25 protein-coding genes are annotated in these 24,111 nt (G+C 61.9%); 15 read left to right on the top strand and 10 right to left on the bottom strand.

Annotated features, from left to right (window positions below):
• Window positions 1-37 precede the first annotated feature (37 nt).
• Both ACQZ5H_RS02745 and ACQZ5H_RS02740 read left to right on the top strand, forming a co-directional pair.
• Entirely contained in the window at window positions 38-958 is a 921-nt protein-coding gene (locus ACQZ5H_RS02745; protein WP_449096675.1) for a LysR family transcriptional regulator, read from the top strand.
• Window positions 959-1,091: 133 nt separating this feature from the next.
• Complete coding sequence (locus ACQZ5H_RS02740; protein WP_449096674.1) at window positions 1,092-1,769, top strand: glutathione S-transferase family protein; 678 nt, start codon at window positions 1,092-1,094, stop codon at window positions 1,767-1,769.
• Between the two features lie 45 nt (window positions 1,770-1,814).
• On the opposite strand, the gene ppx is transcribed toward ACQZ5H_RS02740, so the two are convergent.
• From ppx to ACQZ5H_RS02720, 4 genes are all read right to left on the bottom strand, one after another.
• Window positions 1,815-3,338: an exopolyphosphatase gene (ppx, locus tag ACQZ5H_RS02735; protein WP_130282748.1), complete on the bottom strand. Its 1,524-nt coding sequence runs from the start codon at window positions 3,336-3,338 to the stop codon at window positions 1,815-1,817.
• A gap of 10 nt (window positions 3,339-3,348) precedes the next feature.
• Window positions 3,349-5,553, bottom strand: a complete 2,205-nt coding sequence (locus ACQZ5H_RS02730) for an RNA degradosome polyphosphate kinase (protein WP_112718788.1) — start codon at window positions 5,551-5,553, stop codon at window positions 3,349-3,351.
• Window positions 5,554-5,619: 66 nt separating this feature from the next.
• Window positions 5,620-6,318 carry a DnaA regulatory inactivator HdaA gene (gene hdaA, locus ACQZ5H_RS02725; protein ID WP_130282750.1) on the bottom strand — a complete coding sequence of 233 codons (699 nt, stop codon included), beginning with the start codon at window positions 6,316-6,318 and terminating at the stop codon, window positions 5,620-5,622.
• Window positions 6,315-7,433, bottom strand: coding sequence for an AI-2E family transporter (locus tag ACQZ5H_RS02720; protein ID WP_112718790.1), 1,119 nt, complete (start codon window positions 7,431-7,433; stop codon window positions 6,315-6,317). The genes hdaA and ACQZ5H_RS02720 overlap by 4 nt, the downstream gene beginning before the upstream one ends.
• Before the next feature lie 254 nt (window positions 7,434-7,687).
• On the opposite strand from ACQZ5H_RS02720, the gene purM reads away from it, so the two are divergent.
• Genes purM through ACQZ5H_RS02700 form a run of 4 tightly spaced genes read left to right on the top strand, consistent with a single transcriptional unit; the run spans window position 7,688 to window position 10,116 of the window.
• On the top strand, window positions 7,688-8,761 hold the full coding sequence (gene purM, locus ACQZ5H_RS02715; RefSeq protein ID WP_449096673.1) for a phosphoribosylformylglycinamidine cyclo-ligase: 1,074 nt from the start codon (window positions 7,688-7,690) through the stop codon (window positions 8,759-8,761).
• Complete coding sequence (gene purN / locus ACQZ5H_RS02710) at window positions 8,758-9,420, top strand: phosphoribosylglycinamide formyltransferase (RefSeq protein ID WP_112718792.1); 663 nt, start codon at window positions 8,758-8,760, stop codon at window positions 9,418-9,420. The genes purM and purN overlap by 4 nt, the downstream gene beginning before the upstream one ends.
• A gap of 58 nt (window positions 9,421-9,478) precedes the next feature.
• On the top strand, window positions 9,479-9,715 hold the full coding sequence (locus ACQZ5H_RS02705; protein ID WP_449096672.1) for a type II toxin-antitoxin system Phd/YefM family antitoxin: 237 nt from the start codon (window positions 9,479-9,481) through the stop codon (window positions 9,713-9,715).
• Window positions 9,691-10,116, top strand: coding sequence for a type II toxin-antitoxin system VapC family toxin (locus tag ACQZ5H_RS02700; protein ID WP_449096671.1), 426 nt, complete (start codon window positions 9,691-9,693; stop codon window positions 10,114-10,116). Before ACQZ5H_RS02705 ends, ACQZ5H_RS02700 begins: the two co-directional genes overlap by 25 nt.
• A 13-nt stretch (window positions 10,117-10,129) precedes the next feature.
• Here the strand turns inward: ACQZ5H_RS02700 and ACQZ5H_RS02695 are convergent, their stop codons facing one another.
• The 4 genes from ACQZ5H_RS02695 to ACQZ5H_RS02680 form a co-directional block, all read right to left on the bottom strand.
• Window positions 10,130-11,299 carry an alpha-D-ribose 1-methylphosphonate 5-triphosphate diphosphatase gene (locus ACQZ5H_RS02695; protein ID WP_449096670.1) on the bottom strand — a complete coding sequence of 390 codons (1,170 nt, stop codon included), beginning with the start codon at window positions 11,297-11,299 and terminating at the stop codon, window positions 10,130-10,132.
• Between the two features lie 80 nt (window positions 11,300-11,379).
• Window positions 11,380-12,144: a hypothetical protein gene (locus tag ACQZ5H_RS02690; RefSeq protein WP_199628815.1), complete on the bottom strand. Its 765-nt coding sequence runs from the start codon at window positions 12,142-12,144 to the stop codon at window positions 11,380-11,382.
• 64 nt (window positions 12,145-12,208) lie between these two features.
• On the bottom strand, window positions 12,209-12,811 hold the full coding sequence (locus tag ACQZ5H_RS02685; RefSeq protein WP_449096669.1) for an NUDIX domain-containing protein: 603 nt from the start codon (window positions 12,809-12,811) through the stop codon (window positions 12,209-12,211).
• On the bottom strand, window positions 12,808-14,931 hold the full coding sequence (locus tag ACQZ5H_RS02680) for a molybdopterin oxidoreductase family protein (RefSeq protein ID WP_449096668.1): 2,124 nt from the start codon (window positions 14,929-14,931) through the stop codon (window positions 12,808-12,810). Before ACQZ5H_RS02680 ends, ACQZ5H_RS02685 begins: the two co-directional genes overlap by 4 nt.
• An 83-nt stretch (window positions 14,932-15,014) precedes the next feature.
• On the opposite strand from ACQZ5H_RS02680, the gene ACQZ5H_RS02675 reads away from it, so the two are divergent.
• Both ACQZ5H_RS02675 and ACQZ5H_RS02670 read left to right on the top strand, forming a co-directional pair.
• Window positions 15,015-15,884: a 23S rRNA (adenine(2030)-N(6))-methyltransferase RlmJ gene (locus tag ACQZ5H_RS02675; protein ID WP_112718798.1), complete on the top strand. Its 870-nt coding sequence runs from the start codon at window positions 15,015-15,017 to the stop codon at window positions 15,882-15,884.
• A 94-nt stretch (window positions 15,885-15,978) separates the two neighbouring features.
• Window positions 15,979-16,575, top strand: coding sequence for a glutathione S-transferase (locus tag ACQZ5H_RS02670; protein ID WP_130282768.1), 597 nt, complete (start codon window positions 15,979-15,981; stop codon window positions 16,573-16,575).
• Between the two features lie 46 nt (window positions 16,576-16,621).
• Here the strand turns inward: ACQZ5H_RS02670 and ACQZ5H_RS02665 are convergent, their stop codons facing one another.
• Window positions 16,622-17,257, bottom strand: a complete 636-nt coding sequence (locus tag ACQZ5H_RS02665; protein WP_199628818.1) for an outer membrane protein — start codon at window positions 17,255-17,257, stop codon at window positions 16,622-16,624.
• Window positions 17,258-17,621: 364 nt separating this feature from the next.
• Between ACQZ5H_RS02665 and ACQZ5H_RS02660 the strand changes: the two genes are divergently transcribed.
• From ACQZ5H_RS02660 to ACQZ5H_RS02640, 5 genes are all read left to right on the top strand, one after another.
• The gene (locus ACQZ5H_RS02660) at window positions 17,622-18,389 is read left to right on the top strand and encodes an SDR family oxidoreductase (RefSeq protein WP_449096667.1); all 768 of its coding nucleotides are present in this window, start codon (window positions 17,622-17,624) and stop codon (window positions 18,387-18,389) included.
• A complete protein-coding gene (uvrC, locus tag ACQZ5H_RS02655; protein ID WP_449096666.1) occupies window positions 18,386-20,431 on the top strand; it encodes an excinuclease ABC subunit UvrC in 2,046 nt (681 codons plus the stop codon). Before ACQZ5H_RS02660 ends, uvrC begins: the two co-directional genes overlap by 4 nt.
• A gap of 110 nt (window positions 20,432-20,541) precedes the next feature.
• On the top strand, window positions 20,542-21,129 hold the full coding sequence (pgsA, locus tag ACQZ5H_RS02650; protein ID WP_112718834.1) for a CDP-diacylglycerol--glycerol-3-phosphate 3-phosphatidyltransferase: 588 nt from the start codon (window positions 20,542-20,544) through the stop codon (window positions 21,127-21,129).
• Window positions 21,129-21,383, top strand: coding sequence for a molybdopterin converting factor subunit 1 (gene moaD, locus ACQZ5H_RS02645; protein ID WP_449096665.1), 255 nt, complete (start codon window positions 21,129-21,131; stop codon window positions 21,381-21,383). The genes pgsA and moaD overlap by 1 nt, the downstream gene beginning before the upstream one ends.
• 225 nt (window positions 21,384-21,608) lie before the next feature.
• Complete coding sequence (locus tag ACQZ5H_RS02640; protein WP_449096664.1) at window positions 21,609-22,070, top strand: molybdenum cofactor biosynthesis protein MoaE; 462 nt, start codon at window positions 21,609-21,611, stop codon at window positions 22,068-22,070.
• Window positions 22,071-22,080: 10 nt separating this feature from the next.
• On the opposite strand, the gene ACQZ5H_RS02635 is transcribed toward ACQZ5H_RS02640, so the two are convergent.
• Window positions 22,081-22,977 (bottom strand): branched-chain amino acid ABC transporter permease, encoded by an 897-nt coding sequence (locus ACQZ5H_RS02635; RefSeq protein ID WP_449096663.1) that lies wholly within the window; start codon window positions 22,975-22,977, stop codon window positions 22,081-22,083.
• 64 nt (window positions 22,978-23,041) lie between these two features.
• Between ACQZ5H_RS02635 and ACQZ5H_RS02630 the strand changes: the two genes are divergently transcribed.
• Both ACQZ5H_RS02630 and ACQZ5H_RS02625 read left to right on the top strand, forming a co-directional pair.
• On the top strand, window positions 23,042-23,587 hold the full coding sequence (locus ACQZ5H_RS02630) for a CGNR zinc finger domain-containing protein (RefSeq protein WP_449096662.1): 546 nt from the start codon (window positions 23,042-23,044) through the stop codon (window positions 23,585-23,587).
• Window positions 23,584-24,093, top strand: coding sequence for a hypothetical protein (locus tag ACQZ5H_RS02625; RefSeq protein ID WP_203429158.1), 510 nt, complete (start codon window positions 23,584-23,586; stop codon window positions 24,091-24,093). The genes ACQZ5H_RS02630 and ACQZ5H_RS02625 overlap by 4 nt, the downstream gene beginning before the upstream one ends.
• The last annotated feature ends 18 nt before the right edge of the window (window positions 24,094-24,111 follow it).

Raw genomic sequence — 24,111 nt, 5'->3', positions numbered from 1 at the left:
ATGTAATGAGTTCAGCTCCAGATAGGGGAAAACGCCGTTGAGCCAGCGAATTTCCGATTTCGATGCCAGCCTGCTGATGACATTCGACATGCTTCTGAAGGAGCCGAATGTCACGCGGGCGGCGGCGCGGCTGAATATCAGCCAGTCCGCCCTCTCCGCCCGCCTGAACCGGCTCCGGCATCTGCTCAACGATCCGCTGTTCATCCCCTCCGTCTCCGGCCGTGGAATGACGCCGACGCCTCATGCGGTCGCCCTTCAGCCGGAACTCACCCGGCTGCTGGAGCGCTTCGAGGATTTCGTCAACACCGCCCATCTCTTCGATCCGGCAACCAGCAAGCGGGTTTTCCGGATCGCCGCGACCGATAATCCCGCCGCCATCCTGGCGCCCGATCTCATTCCGCTGATCAAGGCGCATGCGCCCGAGGTCAGGATCGCCTTCACCCTGCCCGACAAATCGAAGATCGCCGGGCTGCTGGAACAGGGCGAAATCGATCTCTTCGTCGGCGCGGCGGAAGACGGATCGAATGAGCTGATATCGAGCACGCTCTTCGAAGAGAAGTTCATGACCGCCCAGAGGCGCGGCCATCCCAGGGGCATGCGCGAGCTGACGCTCGACGAATTCTGCGCTCTCGACCACCTGCTGATCTCCACCAGCGGCGGGCATTTTACCGGCATGATCGATAATGCGCTGGCCGAAACCGGCCGCGAGCGCCGTGTGTCCGTATCCGTGCAGAGCTATGCCATGGCGCCGCTGGTGCTGGTGAGCACCGACTGCATCTGCACATTGCCGCTTCGCTTCCTGCAACGCTTCACCGATACGCTCGATCTGTTCGAGCCGCCGGTGGCGCTCTCGCCGTTCAGCATCAATCTGTTCTGGCACCCGCGCATGCGCGCCGATCCGGCGCATAGCTGGCTCAGGAAGATGGTGATGAGCGCCTCACGGCCAGCCAAGAGCTGAACGCGGCAACCGGCGGAGATATCGACCGGCGCGCTAGGTGCGATCCACAGGATCGATTGGTCAATATTCTCACGCACCGGCATGGTCGCGGGACGCCTTCCCCTCGCGAAGGCCGCGACAAAGGATATAGCCGATGCTTGATTTCTATTTTCACGCGACACCGAACTCGATGAAAGTGGCGGTGCTGCTGCACGAACTCGACCTCGCCTTCAAGGTTCACCCGATCGATATCTTCAAGGGCGAGCAGCACGCGCCCGAGTTTCTGAAGATCAATCCCAATGGCAAGGTCCCTGCCCTCCGCGATGACGGCGTGACGGTCTTCGATTCCCACGCCATCCTGCTCTATCTCGCCGGGAAGCATGGGCGCTTCATTCCCGCCGGTGCCGTCGAGAAGGCGGCGATGCTGTCCTGGCTGCAGCTGGTGGCGACCGGCCTCTCGCCGTTCTCGGGACAGGCGATCCACTTCCTGCACTATGCGCCGGAGGATATCCCCTATGCGAAGAACCGCTACGTGAAGGAGCTGGAGCGTCACTACCGCGTGCTCGACCAGCGCCTCGGCGCATCACCCTGGCTGGCGGGAGCCGAATACAGCATTGCCGACATGGCGCTGTGGGGCTGGGCGGGGTCTGCCGGCTATGTCTTCGGCGAGAAAGGCTTGGACGACTATCCCAACGTCGCCCGCTTCATGACGAAGATGGCGGAGCGGCCCGCCGTCCAGCGCGCCCTACTGCTGAAGCAGGAGCATACGTTCAAGCACACGCTCGACGAAGAAACGCGCAAGGCGCTGTTCCCACAAAACGCTGCCGCCTAACTGAGATAAACGGGAATGCGGCCGGAAGACCGCATTCCCGGAGACTCATTCGAAAACGAAGGCGAGGCGCTTGTTGGTGAGTTTCGCAAGTTGCTGCAGGCGGCCGTCGAGGCGTTCGCCGGTGAAGTCGTGATACTCGTGCGGGACGACGAGCTCGATGTCGATATCGGGCTGCGCCGACTTGCGGAAATGCAGGTTCTTCACTAGGCCCGGCATCGATGCCGAGAACAGGTAGACGACGCGCAGCATGCCGCCCAGGAGCTTGGCGCGGTCGACGAATTGCGGGCCGGCGATGGTCGCGAGCGGCGCCGTCGAGCCGTCGTCGTGCAGACCTTCGAAGCGGTAGTAATTGGTCAGCGCGATGAAGGCGCGGCCCGGGTGGCTGATGCCGACGAAGGACGAGTGGGCAATCAGGTTCAGCGCCTGCAGGCCGCGGTAATCAGGATGCGCGCGCCAGCTGATATCGGCGAGCAGGCATGCGGCCTGGCGGTAGCGGGATTCTTCCTCGGTCTCGGTGATGCCGAAGCAGGGCATCATCCGGCCGGTCCATTCGGCCAGTTCGCGCGCATGCTCGGGTGAACGGGCACGCAGGATCGCGAGTTCACCGGCAGCGGCCAGCAGCGGATCGGCGCGGCGCTCGCCTTCCGACAGCAGCGAATAGAGATAGCCTTCGCGAACGCCCTGCGCCGAGAAGGAAATGATCGAGGGCTTCATGGCGCTCAGCACTTCCTTCATGGCGACAGCGCCGAAGGGAAGCAGTGCGCGGCGATGCTTGGAGACCGCCTGGAAGGCAGGATCCTTGCTGTCTCTTGCGACTTCGACCTGATCGAGAAACTGCATCATGCTGTCGAGCGTGACTTCGTAGCCCTGCATCATGTGCAGCGGATACTGGGTCATCTCCATGTGCAGCTTGGCGATGTTTCGCCAGGTGCCGCCGACTGCATAGAAGGTGCGGCCGGTGCCCTTCCCCAGGATCTTCGTGGCGCTGCGCACATGCTTGCGGGCAAAGCTGCGGGCCTTGTCGAGCGAGCCGCCGGCATATTCCGACAGGCGCAGACCGCCGAGCGGCAGGGTGATGCCGGTGCCGATCTCGCGTTCCCTGATATCGATGAGCTCCAGCGAGCCGCCGCCGAGGTCGCCGGCGATGCCGTCAGGATGGAAGAAGCCGCTGACGATGCCAAGGGCGGAAAACTTTGCTTCTTCCTCGCCCGAGAGCACGCGCACCTTGCGCTTCAGGATGGTCTCGGCCTTGTGGATGAAATCCGGGCCGTTGGAGGCTTCGCGTGCGGCAGCGGTCGCGAGCACATACATGGTCGCGGCGCGGGCCTGATCGGACAGGGCCTTGAAACGGTGGAGAGCTGTCAGCGCCCGATTGACGCTGTCCTCGTCCATCTTGCCGGTCAGCGCGATGCCTTTGCCGAGGCCACACAGAACCTTTTCGTTGAAAAGGATCGCAGGCGAGCGCGACATACCTTCATAGATGACTACGCGGATCGAGTTCGACCCGATATCGACGACGGAGACCGGGGCAATCCCTGGCAGGCGCCCCTGGGCTTCTGATTCAACCATGCAGGTCCAGTTATCTCTTGGTCCGGCCGGAAAGCAGACCGGCAATCAGCTTGGGCGCACTGGATTTCAGGGCTTCACCGCGGCCGGAAAGGCTGGGGTTGGTCATGAAATACTGCTGCGCGTTGAACGGCTCCTCGCCCTTGCGCACCTCCATGCGCCTGGACGTTCCGTCGGGCAATATCTCGTAGCTTTGCTGATTGTCAATGATATTGCCCAGCATGATCTGGGACAAAACCTGCTCCTTGACGGTCGGATTGGTCAGCGGCACCAGCGTCTCGACGCGGCGGTCGAGGTTGCGCGGCATCATGTCGGCCGATCCGATATAGACGAGCGCCTTGTCCGACGGCAGGCCATAACCGTTGCCGAAGCAGAAGATGCGGCTGTGTTCCAGGAAGCGGCCGACGATCGACTTGACGCGGATATTCTCCGACAGGCCGGGGACCTGCGGGCGCAGGCAGCAGATGCCGCGCACGACCAGATCGATCTCCACGCCGGCATGGCTTGCCGTATAGAGCGCGTCGATGATCTCGGGGTCGACAAGCGCGTTCATCTTCATCCAGATCGCCGCCGGGGCGCCGTTCTTCGCATGCATGATCTCTTCGTCGATGTGACGCAGGATGCGCGAGCGCAGCGTATAGGGCGAGACCGCCAGCTTCATGCTTTCTTCCGGCTCGCCGTAGCCGGTGATGAAGTTGAAGATATTCGCCATGTCATGGGCGATCACGGGATTGCAGGTGAAGAAGGACAGGTCGGTGTAGATCTTCGCGGTGATCGGATGGTAGTTGCCGGTGCCGAGATGGCAGTAGCTGCGCAGCTTGCCCTCCTCGCGGCGCACCACCAGCGACATCTTCGAATGGGTCTTCAGTTCGATGAAGCCGAAGACGACCTGCACGCCGGCGCGCTCGAGGTCGCGCGCCCAGCGGATGTTCGCTTCTTCGTCGAAACGCGCCTTGAGCTCGACCAGCGCCGTCACCGACTTGCCGGATTCGGCCGCATCGATCAGCGCACGGACGATCGGGCTGTCGTTGGAGGTGCGGTAGAGCGTCTGCTTTATCGCCAGAACGTCAGGATCGCGCGCAGCCTGAAGCAGGAACTGGACCACCACGTCGAAGGACTCGTAGGGGTGGTGAACCACCATGTCCTTCTCGCGGATGGCGGCGAAGCAGTCGCCGGCATGCTCGCGGACACGTTCGGGAAATCGGGCATTGTAGGGCGGAAACCGGAGATCGTCGCGCGGCGCCTTGGTGATCTCCGACAGCGTGTTCAGCGCCAGCAGACCCGGCAGAACGGCGATACGGTTTTCGGGAACGCTGAGCGCCTGGACGACGAAATGGCGCAGCGAAGCCGGCATTTCGGAATCGGTCTCGATGCGGATCACCTTGCCGCGGCGGCGGCGCTTCAGCGCCGTCTCGAAGAAGCGCACGAGATCTTCGGCCTCTTCTTCGACTTCGATATCGCTGTCACGGATGATGCGGAACGTACCCGAACCCTGCACCTCATAGCCCGGATAGAGCCGGTGGATGAAGATGTTGGCGACGTCCTCGAGCGTGATGTAGCGGATCGTGTTGCCGTCGTCGGGCAGGCGCACGAAACGGTCGAGCGCCGGCGGCAGGCGCAAGAGCGCCGTCATCGGCTCGCGGCCATGCTTGCTGGCGAGCTGCAGGCCGATCGAGAAGCCGAGGTTCGGGATGAACGGGAACGGATGGGCCGGGTCGATCGACAGCGGCGTCAGGACCGGGAAAATCGCCTGCTCGAATTCGGTCGCCAGCCACTGACGGTCGGTATCGCTCAATGCGCCCGGGCGGACGATGAGGATATCCTCGCGGGCCAGATACTGCTGGAGCACGGCAAGCGATGCCTGCTGCTCCATCTGCAGATTATCGATCTCCTGCAGGATGGCATCGAGCTGCTCGGCCGGCGTCTTGCCGTCAGGCGTGCGCACGGCGATGTTCTGGCGCACCTGGGCCTCGAGGCCGGCGACGCGCACCATGAAGAATTCGTCGAGGTTGGCAGCCGAGATCGACAGGAAACGGACACGCTCAAGCAGCGGATGCTCGGTGTTCAGCGTCTCTTCGAGAACGCGGCGATTGAACTGCAGCCAGGAAAATTCCCGGTTGATGAAGCGCTCGGGGCTCTGCAGCAATTCTGCAAGTGGAGGGACGGCGGAGGACGCTTCCGGCTTCGGTTCCTGATGCTCCGCAACTGCACTGTCCATAGGCCGATCCGTCCCCTTTTATTCGCCATCGCGAATTATATCAGTTTCACGACAGAACTGTGACAGTCAATCGACCGGGCCGGAATTTCCCAATTCATTCAATACTTCGGCCGCCATTGCCCGGGTGATCTTCGTGCCGCGCGACCAGGCGAGCCGGTCGAGCCGCTCGACGATCGTCTGGGCGGCGTTCAGCGAGCGTTCCATCCGGTTGACGATATAGAACACCAGTTTGTCATCTATATTAAGCTGCCGGTCAGAGAAGAGCTTGACGATCACCTGCGACAACAGCTCCTCGTCCGGCTCGCCGATCTCGACGACGGTCGCAGCCTTCAGGCGCGAACGCAGGTCGGGAAGCTCGACCGGCCAGGACATCGGCCAGAGGCGGCTCGTCATCATCAGGCTGTGGCCGTTCTCGCGCACGCTGTTGATGACGTGGAAGAGCGCCGTGTCATCGAAGCCCTCGCGGTCGACATCCTCGAACAGGACGGGACCGGCGGCGGCAGCGACCGCGGCATCGGAACCGGCCTTCGGATGAATGCTCTGCGCGCCGCTGTGCTCCTTCCAGATGCTGGCGAGATGCGACTTGCCCGAGCCGACGGGTCCGGCCAGGATTACCACCGGCGACGGCCATTGCGGCCAGGCATCGACGATTGTGACGGCCGCGCTCAGACGGTCAGAGATCAGCAGATCGTCACGACCGGTCGCGGCATCATGGGTAAAGACCAGCGGAAGCTGCTCTCCGGCCTTGCGCTTTGCATCGTTCATTTGGATTCGGCTTTGCTCTTGCGGGCAACGGATTTCGACTGACCCGCATAAAGATCGCTCTCAAGGTAGCGCGACAGGGCAAAGCGGACAAGAACGCCGACGGCGGCGGCTGCAGGCACCGCGATCAGCAGGCCGACGAAGCCGAAGAGCGCGCCGAACGCAAAGAGCGCGAACATCAGCCAGACCGGGTGCAGGCCGACGCTATGGCCAACGAGCTTCGGCTGCAGAATATTGCCTTCGAGGAACTGGCCGCTGAAGAAGACGGCGAGCACGGCGCCAACCCAGATGTAATCGGGCCAGAACTGCACGATGGCGACGCCAACGGCGATCAGCAGGCCGAGCATCGAGCCGACATAGGGGATGAAGCTGATCATGCCAGCGAAGAGACCGATCAACAGGCCGAAATTGAGGCCGACCAGCGACAGACCGGCGGCATAGTAGATGCCGAGGATGAGGCAGAGCGAGCCCTGCCCGCGGATGAAGCCGGCGATCGCCTGATCGATCTCGCGGGCGATCTGGTGAACATTGGCAACGTAGTCGCGCGGAATGTAACGGTCGATCTGCGCCACCATGCGATCCCAGTCGAGCAGCATGTAGAAGGCGACGACGGGCGTGACGATCAGCAGCGAGATCAGGTTGACGACGGCAAGGCCGGAGCTCCAGATCTGCGCGAACAGGCCGGTGAGGAAGCCGACGCCCTGCGAGAGGATTTCCGAGAAATTGTTCTTGATCGTGCCGAGCTGGCTCTTGATCCATTCCGGCAGCAGCGAATTCTGCGAGGTGGTGATGAACTGCTGCAGCTGATCGATATAGCCGGGGAACTTGCCTGCGAAATCTGTGAACTGGCTCGCGAGGATCGGGATCAGCGTCATCAGCGCAATGACGATGACCAGCACGAAGCAGACGAGGATGACGATCGTCGCCATCATCCGGCTGAGGCCAATACGCTGCAGCCGGTCGGCCACCGGATCAAGGAAATAGGCGATCGCCATTCCGGCCAGGAACGGCAGCAGGATGGAGCTGAAGACAAGCAGGAACAGGATGAAGAATGCGAGCACGCCGAGCCAGAAGAAGACCTGGCGCTTCAGACTTGTCCCGCTGACCTGATTTGGCATCGATTACCCCGTGTTGTCCCGCGCGCAACGCGATTTTGGCCGCGAACGCTTTCAAAGCACATAGGATGCAGCCCGGAAGATGGTCAACCCTGCCTGGAGAAATCCCGTCTGCCTGCCTTGAAAGAGCGGGAAATTGGGGCTTTTCTCTGTGCACCGCCTTGCATAAAGCGCACTCTCATGCAATTGCGACCGGCATGTGACGGGGTCGTTTGTCCCCATATCGTCCGCACGTGCAAGAACCACCGGAGAGCAGCATGAGCCAGTCTGGAAAAAACGGCCTGACCTATAGCGATGCAGGCGTCGATATCGATGCCGGCAACCTGATGGTGGAGAAGATCAAGCCTGCCGTGCGCTCGACGCGCCGCCCCGGGGCAGACGGCGAAATCGGCGGCTTCGGCGGCCTCTTCGACCTCAAGGCCGCAGGCTTCAAGGATCCGGTTCTGGTTGCCGCCAATGACGGCGTCGGCACGAAGCTGAAGATCGCCATCGACGCGGATTATCACGACACCGTCGGCATCGACCTCGTTGCCATGTGCGTCAACGATCTCGTCGTCCAGGGCGCCGAGCCGCTGTTCTTCCTCGACTATTTCGCCACCGGCAAGCTCGACCCGAACCAGGGCGCGGCGATCGTCGAAGGTATTGCCGCGGGCTGCCGCGATGCGGGCTGCGCGCTGATCGGCGGCGAGACCGCTGAAATGCCCGGCATGTATTCCTCCGGCGACTACGACCTCGCGGGCTTTGCCGTCGGCGCTGCCGAGCGCGGCGAACTGCTGCCGGCAGGCGACATTGCCGAAGGCGACGTCATTCTCGGCCTCGCCTCCTCCGGCGTTCACTCGAACGGCTTCTCGCTGGTACGCAAGATCGTGGAACTCTCCGGCCTCGGCTGGGATGCACCGGCACCCTTCGCAGAAGGCAAAAAGCTCGGCGAAGCGCTGCTGACGCCGACCCGCATCTATGTGAAGCCGCTCCTGAAGGCGATCCGCGAGACCAAGGCGATCAAGGCGCTCGCCCACATCACCGGCGGTGGTTTCCCTGAGAACATTCCGCGCGTGCTGCCGAAGCATCTGGCCGCCGAGATCGACCTGTCGGCCGTCAAGGTTCCCTCTGTGTTCTCCTGGCTTGCCAAAACCGGCGGCGTCGAAGCCAAGGAGATGCTGCGCACTTTCAACTGCGGCATCGGCATGATCGCCGTCGTTTCGGCCGAGAATGTCGAAGCCGTGACCAAGGCGCTCGAGGCCGAAGGCGAGAAGATCGTCGTGCTCGGCCGGATGATCGCCCGTGCCGAAGGCGCGACCGGCACCCAGTATCAGGGTACGCTCGCCCTATGAGCACGCCGCGCAAACGCGTCGTCGTCTTCATCTCCGGCGGCGGCTCCAACATGCTGGCGCTCGTCGCCGCCGCCAAGACTGCCGATTTCCCGGCGGAGATCGTCGGCGTGATCTCCGACAAGGCGGATGCCGGCGGCCTCGCCAAGGCGGCCGCCGAGGGCATCCCGGCCTTCGCTTTCGTGCGCAAGGACTATGCCAGCAAGGAAGCCCATGAGGCGGCGATCTTCGAAGCGCTCGATACACTCTCGCCCGACATCCTCTGCCTCGCCGGCTACATGCGCCTGCTGAGCGCGACGTTCATCCAGCGCTACGAGGGACGGATGATCAACATCCACCCTTCGCTGCTCCCCCTCTTCCCCGGCCTCCACACCCACCAGCGCGCCATCGACGCCGGCATGCGGATCGCAGGCTGCACCGTGCATTTCGTTACCGAAGGCATGGACGAAGGCCCGGTCATCGGCCAGGCGGCAGTACCGGTGCTCTCCGGCGATACGGCCGATACGCTGGCCGGACGCGTGCTCACGGTCGAGCACCAGCTCTATCCGCAGGCGCTCAGGCTATTTGCCGAGGGCAAGGTGCGGATGGAAGGCGGCAAGGCCGTCGGGACCGGTGCCGGCGCTGCGGCGGGGACTGAGCGGGTTATTTCGCTGATCGCGTGACGGTTGACCGGTCCGCCGATGCGGATCATCATGGCTCCGGTATTGATGGAGCCCACGCATGACGATAACCGTCAGCATAGAAGACACAACGCTTGCCGAGCTTCTCGCAAAGATTGAAGCAGGCGAGGAAATTATCCTCGTCCGCGGCGACGTGCCCGTGGCGCGCATGGCTGGTGTTGCAACTCAAAAGCGCGACACCCAGGACATCATCGATACAATCATCCGCGAGCGCAGCACTCGTAAACCGGTGACACAGGCCGAAATTGCCGAGTGGAAACAAATCGGCCGGCGTTGATGACCCTAGTAGTCGATGCCTCGATCGCCGCTGTCTGGTTTCTGCCTGATGAGGCTACTCTGTTTGCAGATAAGGTGCTGCAGCGTGTCGCTAGCGATGGCACCCTTGTGCCAGATCTGTTCTGGCATGAAATGCGGAACGTTCTCACCTTGTCTTGCCGCCGTCAGCGGTTGTCGCGCGACGAGGTGCGGCGGTCGATGTTGCGTCTGACACAGCTCAATGTCGTCACCGCGACCTCATTGGACGGTGAACTCATTCTCGACCAGGCAGAGCGGCATAGGCTGACCGCCTACGACGCTGCTTATCTGGCGCTCGCGATCGGATCGAAACTGCCGCTTGCCACCCTGGACAAGCAACTGATCGAAGCAGCCGCACGCGAAAACGTACCGCTGCTTTCGTGATCGGAAAGCCGTCTTAGGCCGCAATCGCCTGAAGCCGATGCAGCGTGCCGTCGCTATAGACGAACTGCCCGGCGCGGAACGTCGCGCGGATGCGGTGCACATCCCCCTTCTCGACCGCCACCAGATCGGCGCGCTGACCGACGGCGATCTCGCCGCGATCCAGCAATCCGGCCGAGCGGGCCGCATTCGACGTCGCCATGGCAACGGCGGCCGGCAGGTTGTTATCCATCGCGTCGGCGATCTTGAAGATGCCGGGGACGAAGGCGGCCGGGTGGTAGTCGGCGGCGATGACGGAGAGAAGGCCTGCCTTGGCGGCATCCAGGGCGCTGAGATTGCCGGACATCGACTGGCCGCGCAGCGCGTTCGGCGCGCCCATCAGCGTCCAGAGGCCACGGCGGCGGGCTTCTTCGGCGGCCGGCAGCGTCACCGGGAATTCGCTGATCGTCACGCCGAGATCATGCATCTCGGCAACCTTCTCGGCGCTGTCGTCATCATGCGAGGCGAGCGAAAGCTTGTGCTGCAGCGACAGCGCGACGATCTCGCGGAGCTTGGCGTCGATTGCCGGATCCTCGCGCATGGCGATGCGCTTCTGGACGATTTCCAGCGCCATGTCCTTGGTGATCGCGCGGCGCTCGGAAATGCTCGCGACATAGGCTTCGATATTGTTGTACTGGCCCTGCCCCGGCGTGTGGTCGGTCAGCGAGACCATGTCGACCTGATCGGCAACGAGCAGCTTTTCCAGCGTGGCGGCAGCGCCGACATTGGTGATCTCATAGCGCGCATGAACCTTGTGATCGATCAGCAGCGAATTGCGCAGACGGTTGATGCCCTCGATGACGGCAGAGGTGGTCGCCAGCGAACGGACATGGCCGTAGACGCTCTCGGTCGCAAAGGAGATCGCGGCATAAGCCGTCGTCACGCCGGCTGCGGCGAGCTTCTTGTCGAGCTCGTGAATACCGAAATCGATCGGCATCATCGCATTCGGACGCGGGGCGATCTCGCGCTCGATCATGTCGCCATGCAGATCGACGAAGCCTGGCATCAGGAAGCGTCCGCCGCCATCGATCGCCGCACCGGCGACCGGCGCATCACGGATTTCGGCGATGACGCCATCCTCGACACGCACCGAGCCGTGGCTCACGATTTCACCGGGAAGGACGAGCGTGAAATTACTGAGCCACATGATTTTTCTCCTGTTGGGGCAAGGCGGGAAGACAAACCGCAGCGCATAGGCCGGATTCGTGACAGGGGGATGACCAATGCTTATGTGACCTCTTCCACCGGATCAAATCTGGGGATTCGAAAAAAGCGAAGGCGCGCACGCTCATAATAACTACAGACCGCGGTCATAGCGGCGATACTATAGTTTGGGCTCAATTCGGCCTCCCGCCCGTTCGGAAACCAAAATCCGCTATTGGGAGAAATCGATCGTTCATCTTCACGCCACTTACCCAGATAGGCAGCGACAAGACCAAGATGATCGTCAGGACAATTGCTCAGAAGCCGCCCAAACGCCCGGTTCATCAGCGAGATGGGCATGGTATCAACCCGATGCGTTTCAGGCCCGGCCACTCGACCCGATGAGTCCAGAACTCGAAAAGCCGACATTTCCTCCCAAGCCTCAGGAGGACTGTCGTCGGAAACAATGAGATGAATGACCGCAGCATATGGGAATCCCAAACGAAGAAGATGACATGCTTGGGTATAGCCGAAGTCGTTAGGGGATTTTCCCTGACGCTGATAGCTAGCTCTGATCACCTTAAGCTCAACCGCAACGATCTTATTGGCGACGAGGTAATTTCCCTCATAGGGAATGATAAGGAGATCGATATCGCCCGGGTTATTCTGCCCCGGAAAAATCGCGGAAGTCGGTGCGCATTGATGGACGAGCACGCCGCTATCTTGGGGCATACGCCAAAAATACTCCGATTGCACTGATTGATAGACCTCGCCGAAAAGCCGGCGATCGCACATCATCAGTGCCGCAAGAGCGATCTCGTCTTTCTTTCGAGCAAGCCTAGCATCCATGAAAAACGCTGGCTCTCCGCTGCGCCTGTAGCGCGGAAGTCTTTCTACTTTTATTAGCGTGGTACTAGCCTCGCTGCAAAATGGTTACCCTGTTAATCGCCGCCCATTGCAGCAGGATGATCGTCTTCATGTCGCGGATGTCGCCGTTGCCGATCATGGCGAGCGCGTCGTCGAGCGCCACCTCCAGCACCTCGATATCCTCATGCTCCTCGGCCAGTCCGCCACCGTTTGAAACGCGATCTGCGGTATCGACCTCGGCGGCGAAGAAGTGGACGATTTCGGCGTTGGAGCCGGGCGAGCTGTAGGCCTTGAACAGGAAGCGGACGTCGCGGATGCGGAAGCCGGTTTCTTCCATTGCCTCGCGGCGGATGGCGGCTTCGGGCTCGTCGCCGTCGAGCAGGCCGGCGGGCGTCTCGAACATGAAGGGCATCTCGCCGTGCAGATCGGGCGGCAGGCGATATTGGCGCACGAGCACGACGGTGCCGCGCTTGGCATCGTAGAGCAGGATCGTTGCGGCCGGGGTCCGGTGATAAACCTCGCGGTCGAGCCGGTGGGTGATGCCTTCGGAATCGGTATAGTCGATCTTGTAGGCGCTGAGCTTGGTCCAGCCCCGGGAGAGCACGGCTTCGCTGACGATTTTGGCGCCAGCCTTCTCGAATTTCGTCATGCGGCGTCCTTGCGTAGCCAGACCTTGTTGTCGTGGACGGCGGCACCGCCATAGGGCGCGACGGGATCGGCGCCGGTGAGCACGTTGATCCCCTCGCCGTCGACATGCGCCTTGTTCGGCCACAGGCCCTCGGCGATAAGAACGCCGGGCTTCACTTCCTCGGTGATCTTCACATGGATGCGCAGGTCGCCTCTGGTGTTGCCGATGTGGACGAGATCGCCGCTCTCGATGCCGTTCGCTTCGGCATCAGCCGGATTGACCATCAGTTCCGGGCGACCTTCCTTCTGGCGCGAGGTCTTCGTCTCGGCGAAGCTCGAATTCAGGAAATTACGGGCCGGCGAGGTCGCGAGGCGGAAAGGATGGTCGGCATCGGCGAGCTCGATGACATCCACCTGATCCGGGAAAGCAGGCAGCTGCTCATGCGGGCCGAAGGCGCCGAGGACTTCAGGCGGCTTGTTCGGCGCGGCGCCGTTCACCCAATCCGGGCGGAAGTGGAACTTGCGGTCGGCATGGGCAAAGCCGTTCAGGAAATGCGCGTCGTCGAATTCCGGCTGGCGGTCGAACCACTTGTTTTCGAGGAAATAGTCGTAATCCGGCAGATTGCTGTCCTTCAAGACACGGTCGACCATTTCGCGCGCCGTGAAGCCGAAGCCCGGTCGGTCGGCGACGCCGAGGCGCTTGGCGAGTTCCTCGATGACGAAGAGATTGGTGCGCACGGTTTCCGGCGGCTCGACGAGCTTGGGGCCGAGCAGAATGTGGTTCTGACCGCCGGCGCGGTAGATATCGTCGTGCTCGACGAACATCGTCGCCGGGATGACGATATCGGCCATCTCGGCGGTATCGGTCATGAACTGCTCGTGGGCGGCGACGAAGAGGTCGTCGCGGGCAAAGCCCTGTTTCACCAGCCGCTGTTCGGGGGCGATATTCACCGGATTGGTGTTCTGAATCAGCATGGCGGTAACCGGGCCGCGGTGGCGAAGCGCCACGGCATCGCCGGTCAGCGCCCGGCCGATCTGCGACTGGTCGATCATCCTGATGTCAGGGTCCTTCATCGACTTGCCGGTCAGTTCCGCATTGTTCATGCGGAAGATATCGCTGTTCGAATGGAAGGCGCCGCCGCCCTCATATTGCCAGGAGCCGAGAACGGTGGCGATCGAGGCGGCCGCATGCATGGCGACCGCGCCGTTGCGCTGGCGGGTGAAGCCGTAGCCGAGGCGGAAATAGCTCTTCTTCGTGGTGCCGACGAGTTTTGCGAAATCCTCGATCTCGGTAACGGAAAGCCCGGTGATCCCGGCCGCCCATTCCGGCGTCCTGGTCTTTAGATGCGCTTCGAGACCGGCGGGATCGTCGGCGAATTTGGCCATATAGGCTCGGTCGGCGTAGCCGTCGCGGAAGGCGATATGCATGACGGCGCAGGCGAGTGCCGCATCGGTGCCGGGCTTGACGATCAGCGCCATGTCGGCCTGCTTCATCGTCGGATTGTCGTAGATATCGATGACGACGATCTTCGCGCCGCGTTCCTTGCGGGCCTTGATCGCGTGGGTCATGACATTGACCTGGGTGGCGACCGCATTGGTGCCCCAGATGACGACGCAATCGGTGCGCGCCATCTCGCGTGGGTCGGGGCCACGCAGCGTGCCGGTTGCCATCGTGAAGCCGGTCCATGCCGGGTTGGTGCAGATCGACGAGAAGAAGCCGGAATAGCGCTTGGCATGGCGCAGACGCTCGATCGAGTCGCGCTGCACCCAGCCCATGGTGCCGGCGTAGAAATAAGGCCAGATCGCTTCGCTGCCGTCCTTGGCTTCCGCCTTGACGAAGGCTTCGGCGATTTCATCCAGCGCGTTGTCCCAGGAGATCTGCTGCCAGCTGCCTGCCCCTTTGGCGCCCTTGCGGCGCAGCGGATGCATCAGTCTATCAGGATGATAGAGGCGCTCGGCATAACGGGCGACCTTGGCGCAGATGACGCCCGACGTGTAGCTGTGGTCGCCTGCCCCGCGCACGCGGCCGATCCGGCCGTCATCGCTGATGTCGACCTCCAGCGCGCAGGTGGAGGGACAGTCGTGCGGACAGGCGGTGTGCCCGACCCGGGATTTCGCGTGAATGGGGGTCGCAATGTTCATATGATTTCTATATGCGAAGCGGAAAGCGGCCAAAAGCCGGAAATTGCGCCGATCAGGCGAATTCATGACAGGCATCAGCAACGATGAACTACCGCCATATCTATCATGCGGGCAATTTTGCCGATGTGCTGAAGCATGCGGTGCAGGCACGGCTGATCCGCTATCTTCAGAAGAAGGACGCAGCCTTCCGCGTGCTCGATACGCATGGCGGCATTGGCCTCTACGACCTCTCCTCCGAGGAAGCGCAGAAGACCGGCGAATGGCAGACGGGTATCGGCAAGCTGATCGAGGCCGATCTCGATCCGCAGGTGGCCGATCTGCTTGAGCCCTATCTCTCGGCGGTTCGTGAGCTCAATCCTGAAGGCGGCATCCGCTACTATCCGGGTTCGCCGAAGCTTTCGCGCATGCTGTTCCGCCCGCAGGACCGGTTGTCCGCCATGGAGCTGCATCCGGAAGATTTCGTGCGGCTGCATCGCCTCTTCGAAGGCGACCACCATGTACGTATCACCGAGCTCGACGGCTGGCTGTCGCTCGGTGCGCATCTGCCGCCGAAGGAAAAGCGCGGCATGGTGCTGGTCGATCCGCCGTTCGAAGAGGACGGCGAGTACGAGCGGCTGGTGGACGGACTGGTCAAGGGCTACCGCCGTTTTCCGGGCGGCACCTATTGCCTCTGGTATCCGCTGAAGAAGGGCGCGCCGATCAAGGAGTTCCACGAAGCGCTGCAGGCGACCGGCATCCCGAAGATCCTCTGCGCCGAACTCAGCGTGCGCAGCGACCGCGGCATCACCGGCCTGACCGGCTCCGGGCTGATCATCGTCAACCCGCCCTTCACGCTGAAGGACGAGCTGCACCGGATGCTCCCTGCCCTCAAGGATATCATGGCGCAAGACCGCTACGCATCGCACCGCGCCTTCTGGCTGCGCGGCGAAGAGAAGGCCGCGCGGGACGATTGACGCCTGCCCAACGACGACTGGCTATCGCCCCGATTGACCATGACGGCGGCGTGCGGAATAGTCCGCCGCGCCAACGCATTTCCATAGGTGTATGATGAAGCTCCTCTGCGCAACGACCTCACCCTATTCGAGCAAAGTCCGCATGGCGGCGCGCTATCTCGAGCTCGATGTCACGGAAATCCGCGTCGATACCAATGCCGGCCCGGCGATCCTCGTCGACAACAATCCGCTGGGCAAGATCCCTACCCTTCTGACCGACGATGGCGCCTCGGTTTTCGACAGCATCGCCATCATGCATTATTTCCACCGGCTGAAGAAAAAGAAGCTCTATCCCGACAAGAACGGCAAGCGCACCGAGGCCGAGATTTTGGAAGCGCTTTGCGACGGCATCTGCGATTGCCTGCTGGCGATCGTCTATGAACGCCGCTTCCGGGACGAGGAGAAAGTGCACCAGCCCTGGATCGACCGGCAGTGGAAGAAGGCCGTCAGCGGCCTCAACCATATCAGCGCCCATCCGCCGAAACTCGGCAAGAAGCTGCACGGCGGCCATTTCGCGCTCGCTGCCGCAATCGGCTATCTCGACCTGCGCTTCAAGGGCCAGTGGGAAGCGGATCATTCCGAGCTGATCGGTTGGATCCGGGATTTCGAGAAGAAGTTCCCCGCCTATCCCGATCTCAAACCGCAACAATAAAAAAAGCCCGGCTCGAAGCCGGGCTTTTTCTTTGACCGGAAACCGATCAGAACTTCACGCCGATACCGACCTTGACGCTCTGCTCGTCATAGCCGCGCGAAACGCTGCCGATGCCGGTGTCGTAGTTCTTGTTCTGGTAATCGCTGAAGCGATATTCGACGCGAGCGGTGATGTTGTTCGTGACGAAAGCTTCTGCGCCGACGCCGACGGTGTAGCCGTAGGAGGTCTTGTCGTCAGAATCGCCGCCGGCGCTAACCTTGTTGTTGGTCGCGGCAAGACCAGCCGTGCCGTACAGCAGGAAGGGGTTCAGGTCGTAGCCAACGCGGCCGCGAACGGAGCCGTTGAAGCGGTTCTTTTCGGTAACGCCGCCAGCCGAATGGTCGAGGCCGGAATAGCCGAGGTCGGCTTCAACACCGTAAACGATCTGACCAGCCTGCCAGTTGTAGCCCGTGTAGAGCTGACCACCGAGGGCGTAGCCGTCACGGCTGTTGTTGAAGTCACCCATGTTGTAGGTGCCTGCACCGCCGAGGTAGAAGCCTTCCCAGTTACCTGCCGGGGTAACCGGCTCGTTCTGGGCTACCGGAGCTTCCGGGACCTGGTCAACTGCATCGGCAGCATTTGCAGCGGTGAAGCCGGCTACGACGAAGGCAGAAGCCATCAGGCTAGCAATGAGTGTACGCATACTTGTCTCCTTTCAGTCCCGCGCTCTTCGTCAACTGTTTTACACCGAAGCATTCGCGAGCAATTACTAGATGTCCCTCTCGGATCGAGGGTGAAAGTGGAGCCCAATTGCGGATTTGAAAGAGCCAAATTGTGAAATGATTGTGGCGGCGGGGTGGCTGAAATTCGATGTTGCTATAGCGCAACAGACTATTTGTTAACCATAATGAATGGTTAAATTCACAATACTTATTTTACGAAAATCTATTCTCAAATAATACATAGAATAAATCGGCCTGAAACGCAATTGCGTTCACCTATTTATCTACTCTTCGCCCGCCCCTATATAGGAAGCACTTAGATTCATTGATGACAAAGGCAAGCTTTTGAGCGGGAAAAGACTTAAGGCCGCACTGGTAACCGGTGCCGCCAAAAGAATAGGCCGGGCGATTGCCAAGGATTTGGCGGATAACGGCTTTTCGGTCGCAGTCCATGCGAATGGCTCGCTCGCCGAAGCCGATCGCTTTGTGGCCGAATTGCGGCAGAGCGGTGCGCGGGCGATTGTGGTCCAGGGCGATCTTACAAAAATAAATGAGACGGCAAACCTGATCGAAAAGGCTTCTGCGGAGTTCGGATCGCTCGATCTGCTCGTCAACAACGCCTCGATCTTCGCCGAAGATTCGCTGCGCAAGTTCGACGCCGCAATCTGGGACGAGCATTTCGCCGTGCATCTCCGCGCGCCGTCGATTCTCGCCGCCAAATTCGCCGAGCAGCTACCGGATGGCGCCGACGGGCTGATCGTCAACATCATCGACCAGCGCGTCTGGGCGCTGCGGCCGAGCTTCTATTCCTATACGCTGTCGAAATCGGCTCTGTGGACGGCGACGCAGACGATGGCGCAGGCGCTGGCGCCGCGCATCCGCGTCAACGCGATCGGGCCGGGACCATCGATGCCGAGCGAAAGGCAGCTGCAAGAAGACTTCCAAGCGCAGGTCGCAGCTCTTATCTTGAAGAGAGGCCCCGAATTGGAGGAATTTGGGCGAACGATTCGTTTTCTGTTCGAAACGCCTTCGATCACGGGTCAGATGATTGCACTCGACGGCGGCCAGCATCTCGCGTGGCAGACGCCGGATGTGCTGGAGATCAAGGAATGAATGCCAAGAAGCTGCCGGATGGCGGTGTTCTTTATGATGAAGCCGACGAGAACGAAGACGATATCGAGGTGGAAGGCGATGCTTCCGCCGCGCCGATTTCGGCCGGGATCGACTGGAACGAAGGCGGGGTCAACGAAACAGGGCTGGTTGGCCAGGACCTGATCGCCGAATTCGTCAAGCGGCTGCCGAACAGTCCGGGCGTCTATCGCATGTTCAATGCCGATGGCGACGTACTCTATGTCGGCAAGGCGCGCAGCCTGAAGAAGCGCGTCGGCAACTATGCCATGGGCCGGGTGCATTCGAACCGCATCGCCCAGATGGTGCGGCTGACGGCCAATATGGAATTCGTGACGACGCGCACCGAAACGGAAGCGCTGCTGCTCGAAGCGAATCTGATCAAGCGCTTGCGGCCGCGCTTTAATGTGCTGCTGCGCGACGACAAGTCGTTTCCCTATATCCTGATCACCGGCGATCACCGGGCGCCCGCGATCTTCAAGCATCGCGGCGCGCGGGCCCGCAAGGGCGATTATTTCGGCCCCTTCGCCTCTGCCGGGGCCGTCGGGCGTACGATCAACTCGCTGCAGCGGGCCTTCCTGATCCGCACCTGCACCGACAGCGTCTTCGAGACGCGCACGCGCCCCTGCCTGCTTTACCAGATCAAGCGCTGTTCGGGTCCCTGCACCCATGAGGTCAGCGATGCCGGCTATGGCGAGCTGGTGCAGGAAGCCAAGGACTTCCTTTCCGGCAAGAGCCAGAAGGTGAAGGCGCATATGGCGGAAGCGATGAATGCCGCCGCCGAGGATCTCGATTTCGAGCGGGCCGCCGTCTATCGCGACCGTCTCGCCTCGCTGTCGCATGTCTCCAGCCATCAGGGCATCAATCCGGCAGGCGTCGAAGAGGCAGACGTTTTCGCCATCCATCACGAGGGCGGCGTTTCCTGTATCCAGGTGTTCTTCTTCCGCACCGGGCAGAACTGGGGCAACCGCGCCTATTTTCCGAAGGCCGACCCGCAGCTGACGGGCGCCGAAGTGCTGAACGCCTTCCTGGCGCAGTTCTATGACGACAAGCCGGTGCCGAAGCAGATCATGCTCTCGGAAACCGTCGAGGAAATGGAGCTGCTGGCCGCCGCACTCGGCGAAAAGGCCGGGCACAAGGTGTCGATCCTCGTGCCGCAGCGTGGCGAAAAGCGCGATCTCGTCGATCACGTCGTCGGCAATGCCCGCGAGGCGCATGGCCGCAAGCTGGCCGAGACGGCGTCGCAATCGCGCCTGTTCGACGGCTTCAAGGATACGTTCGCCCTGCCCTACACGCCGCAGCGCATCGAGATCTACGACAACTCGCATATCATGGGCACCAATGCCGTCGGCGGCATGGTGGTTGCAGGGCCGGAAGGCTTCGTGAAGGGCCAGTACCGCAAGTTCAACATCAAATCGACCGACATCACCCCCGGCGACGACTTCGGGATGATGAAGGAAGTGATGACGCGGCGCTTCCAGCGGCTGATCAAGGAAGAAGGCATTCCCGACCGCTCGCAGCCCGCTGTCGCAGCCGACACGGATGCCGCCGACATACCCTTCCCCGCCTGGCCCGACGTCATCCTGATCGACGGCGGCCAGGGACAGATGACGGCGGTGCGCGGCATTCTGGCCGAACTCGGCATTACCGACAGCGTCATCGCCATCGGTGTCGCCAAGGGCGTCGACCGCGATGCCGGCCGCGAGCGGTTCTTCCCGCCCGGCAAGGAAAGCTTCACGCTGCCGCCGCGCGATCCGGTGCTCTACTTCATCCAGCGCATGCGCGACGAAGCGCACCGCTTCGCGATCGGCTCGCATAGAGCACGGCGCAAGAAGGAGATGGTCAAGAACCCGCTCGACGAGATCGGCGGCATCGGGCCCTCGCGCAAGCGCGCCCTCCTGCAGCATTTCGGCACGGCGAAGGCTGTTTCGCGCGCTGCTCTTGCCGATCTGATGGCCGTTGAGGGCATTTCGGAGACGGTCGCGAAGACAGTCTATAATCATTTTCACGACGACGCCGCGAAATAGGCGGCAGCGGTCGCAAATTCCACGCAAAAGGAAGCGAAAAGCAGAAAGAATATTGACGGTTGAGGACCAAAGCCGTCATCTACGGGCACATCGTTTCAGAGAACAGTTTCATGGCATCGCGCGCATACAATATCCCGAACCTGCTGACCTACGGACGCATTCTTGCGGTGCCGCTGATCGTGCTCTGCTTCTTCGTCGAGGGGCGGCTGCAGAGCTCCGACCTCGCCCGCTGGGTCGCCTTCTGGATCTTCGTGATCGCCTCGGTGACCGACTTCCTCGACGGCTATCTGGCACGCATCTGGAACCAGACCTCGAATATCGGCCGCATGCTCGATCCGATCGCCGACAAGCTTCTGGTCGCCTCGATCCTGCTGCTCGTCGCTGCCGACGGCACGATTGCCGGCTGGTCGATCTGGGCGGCGATCATCATCCTCTGCCGTGAAATACTGGTCTCGGGGCTGCGCGAATATCTGGCGGCGCTGAAGGTCAGCGTTCCCGTGACACGGATCGCCAAATGGAAGACGACGGTGCAGCTCGTCGCCATCGCCTTTCTGCTCGCCGGCCCCGCCGGTGATGCCGTGCTGCCCTACACGACGCAGATCGGCATCGGCCTTCTCTGGATCGCCGCGCTGCTGACGATCTATACCGGCTACGACTATTTCCGCGCCGGCCTCAAGCACATCGTGGACGAAGAGTGATGACACGCCTCGTCTACTTCGCCTGGGTGCGCGAGCGGATCGGCAAGAGCGAGGAAGAGATTTCGCTGCCCGCCTCCGTCGTCACAGTCTCCGATCTTCTGAGTCATCTGAAGGGCTTGGGCGAAGAGTATGAGACAGCGCTTCAATATGAGAACGTCATTCGGGTAGCGCTCGATCAGGAGCATGTGGAGCACGACGAACCGATCGGGAGCGCCCGCGAGATCGGGATTTTTCCGCCGATGACTGGTGGGTGAGACGGTGAGCGCCGCGCCAGTTCGCCCCCCTCTGCCCTGCCGGGCATCTCGCCCACTGGCGGGGAGATTGGCTGGGCGCACCGGCTTCGCTACAAAATCTCAACATTCGCAAATGCCGGAGTGGTCCTGGGAGCATGCCGCTTGTGATCTCCCCACCTGTGGGGGAGATGCCCGGCAGGCCAGAGGGGGGCTGGCACGGCACGACCTCTCCGCCGCCGCGAGGGTGTGCCCATGACCCCCACCATCCGCGTCCAGCGCGACGACTTCGACCTGCAGGCCGAAACCGCCCTCATCTCCAGGGGCAAACCCGGCATCGGCGCCATCGTCACCTTCACCGGCCTCTGCCGCGACGAGGGCGGGACGCTTTCGGCGCTGGAGCTCGAGCACTACCCGGGCATGGCGGAAGCCGAGATGATCAGGATCGCCAATCTCGCCATCGAGCGCTTCGAACTCAAGGGCCTCACCGCCATCCACCGCTACGGCAAGATCGCCGCCGGCGAGAATATCGTGCTGGTGATCGCCGCCGCCCCGCATCGGCAGGCGGCCTTCGACGGCGCCAATTTCGTCATGGATTACCTGAAAACGTCAGCGCCCTTCTGGAAGAAGGAACACGCCAAGGACGGCAAGAGCGGCGACTGGATCGCCGCCAAGGACAGCGACGACAGCGCCCGCGACAAGTGGAAATGAGCAGAACCTTTTAAGGTATCGCCCGTTCGCGCCGGCTCATCACCAGCAGGAAGACCAGCAGCGAGAAGACCGCAAAGTCGCGCCAGAGGAACGAACCGTAGGCCGTCCAGAGCGTTTCCGCGAAGCCGACACCGGCCGCCCCGCCTGCTGATTTCAGCGGATCGGAGTAGCCGCCGGCGGCCGAGATCATCAGCACTTTCAGGCCGAAGAGCAGGCCGGCGCCGAAATCCATCGTGCCGTAATAGAAGGTCGTGAGGATGCCGCAGCAGGTGGCGAAGAAGATCGCCGCGACATAGGCTATCAGGAAGACGCGGCCGGAGCTCGTGCCGCAAAGTTCGGCGGCGAGCGGATCGTCGGTGACGGCGCGCCAGATGCGGCCGAGGCGGGTGTAGCGCAGGATCAGTGCTCCCGCAGCAATCAGCGCGATCATCAGGCCGGTATTGACGAGCTGCATCAGCGTCAGCGTCACCTTGAAGGAGGCGTCGCTCCAGAGCACGACCGTGGTGTTCAGCAAGGGCGGCAGCCAGAGCTCGCGGGTCTGCGAGGCGAGCCTTGCCGTTTCCATGAGAAGAATCGTGACGCCGAGGGCGGCGACGATAACCGTATTGGCGGAGCGGCGCACCAGCGGCCGCATGATGCTGCGGCCGATCCAGAAGCCTGTGAGCAGCGAATAGACGAAGGACAGGCCGATGCCGATCGCCAATGCGGCGGGCAGCACCAGCCACAGCTTGTTATAGGCGAAATCGGTGAAGAGCAGCAGGATCTGGCCGGCGAAAGCGAACATCGCGCCATAGGTGATATCGGCCCGCTTGGTGACGCCGAAGGCCAGCGAATAGCCGAAGGCCAGCGCCGCATAGAGCGCGGCGAGCGGCACGGCATTGGCCAGTTGCTGCAGCAGATATCCCATTCCCTGCTCCGTATCGCCTAAAATAATAACTGGCAAAATACGTTTTACCAGTTATATTTTCAGCATGAGCTTTACCTGGACCCCGCATCGCTTTTCCGGTGGCGCCCTGGCGCTCGATGTCGCCAACAGCGTCATTCTGCGCCATGATGCCGAGCGCAGCATCGACCGTTTCGCCTCGACAGCGCAACTCGACGCCTTTCCGGCGGCGGCGACGGAATTCTGCGCCGAGCGGGCGCTGTTCGGCGATGTCCTGCCGGTCCATCAAGAGAACCGGCCGGCCTTTCTCGGCCTTCGCGAGGCTGTCGACCGCTATTTCCGCCAGCGGGTGCTTGGTGAGGCCGATGATGCGATGCTGGCCGATCTTCTGGAGCGGATCGCATCGGCGCTGCGCGGGGCGCGGTCGGATGGCCTCGATGCGGCGACAGCGCATTCGGCGCTCAGGCTGATCGCCATGCCGGATCCTGACAGGATGAAGATATGCCGGAACTGCGGCTGGCTGTTCATCGACCGCAGCAAGAACAGGAGCCGCGCCTGGTGCGATATGGCGGTCTGCGGCAACCGGGCAAAGGCCAACCGCCATTACCGGCGCAAGAAGGAGGAGATGCCATGAAGATCAAGGCGATTGCCGCGCTCGGCCTCTCGGCCCTGCTGATTGCGGGCTGCCAGCGCGAAATGGAAAAGATGGTCGAAGTCACCGGCCACATGTTCGTCTTCAACTACCGCGTGGCGACCGCCACCTATCTGGTGACACTGCGCAAGACCTCGCCGATCCCCGATGGCGCCGTGGCGATCGCCGAGTTCGAAAACCCGGCGGGCGGCGATCCGATCACCCTGCAGGAGAAAATCTTCCCCGCCTGGGACAAGATCACCCTGCAGAGCCCGGCGATCCACTGCGTGCGCAAGGACAAGCCCTATAGCGCCAAGATCAAGCTGGTCTCCGCCGACGGCAAGACGCTGCAGGAATTGCAGACCCAATTCGTCTCCGACGTCGACCAGGCGGCGATGCTGCCGAGCAAGCCGCTGGTGGTCGGGCCGTTCTACAATAAGAATCCCGAGGTGTTTAAGGCTGACGGGACGGTGGATTATTCGAATACCGACAAGTGTCCGGCGGTTTGAGCGGTTCGCGCCCGGAGC

The sequence above is a fragment of the Rhizobium sp. 21-4511-3d genome (genome assembly GCF_053522545.1).
The sequence above is the reverse complement of the archived record's forward strand: the minus strand, read 5'-3'. Positions and strand labels throughout refer to the sequence as shown.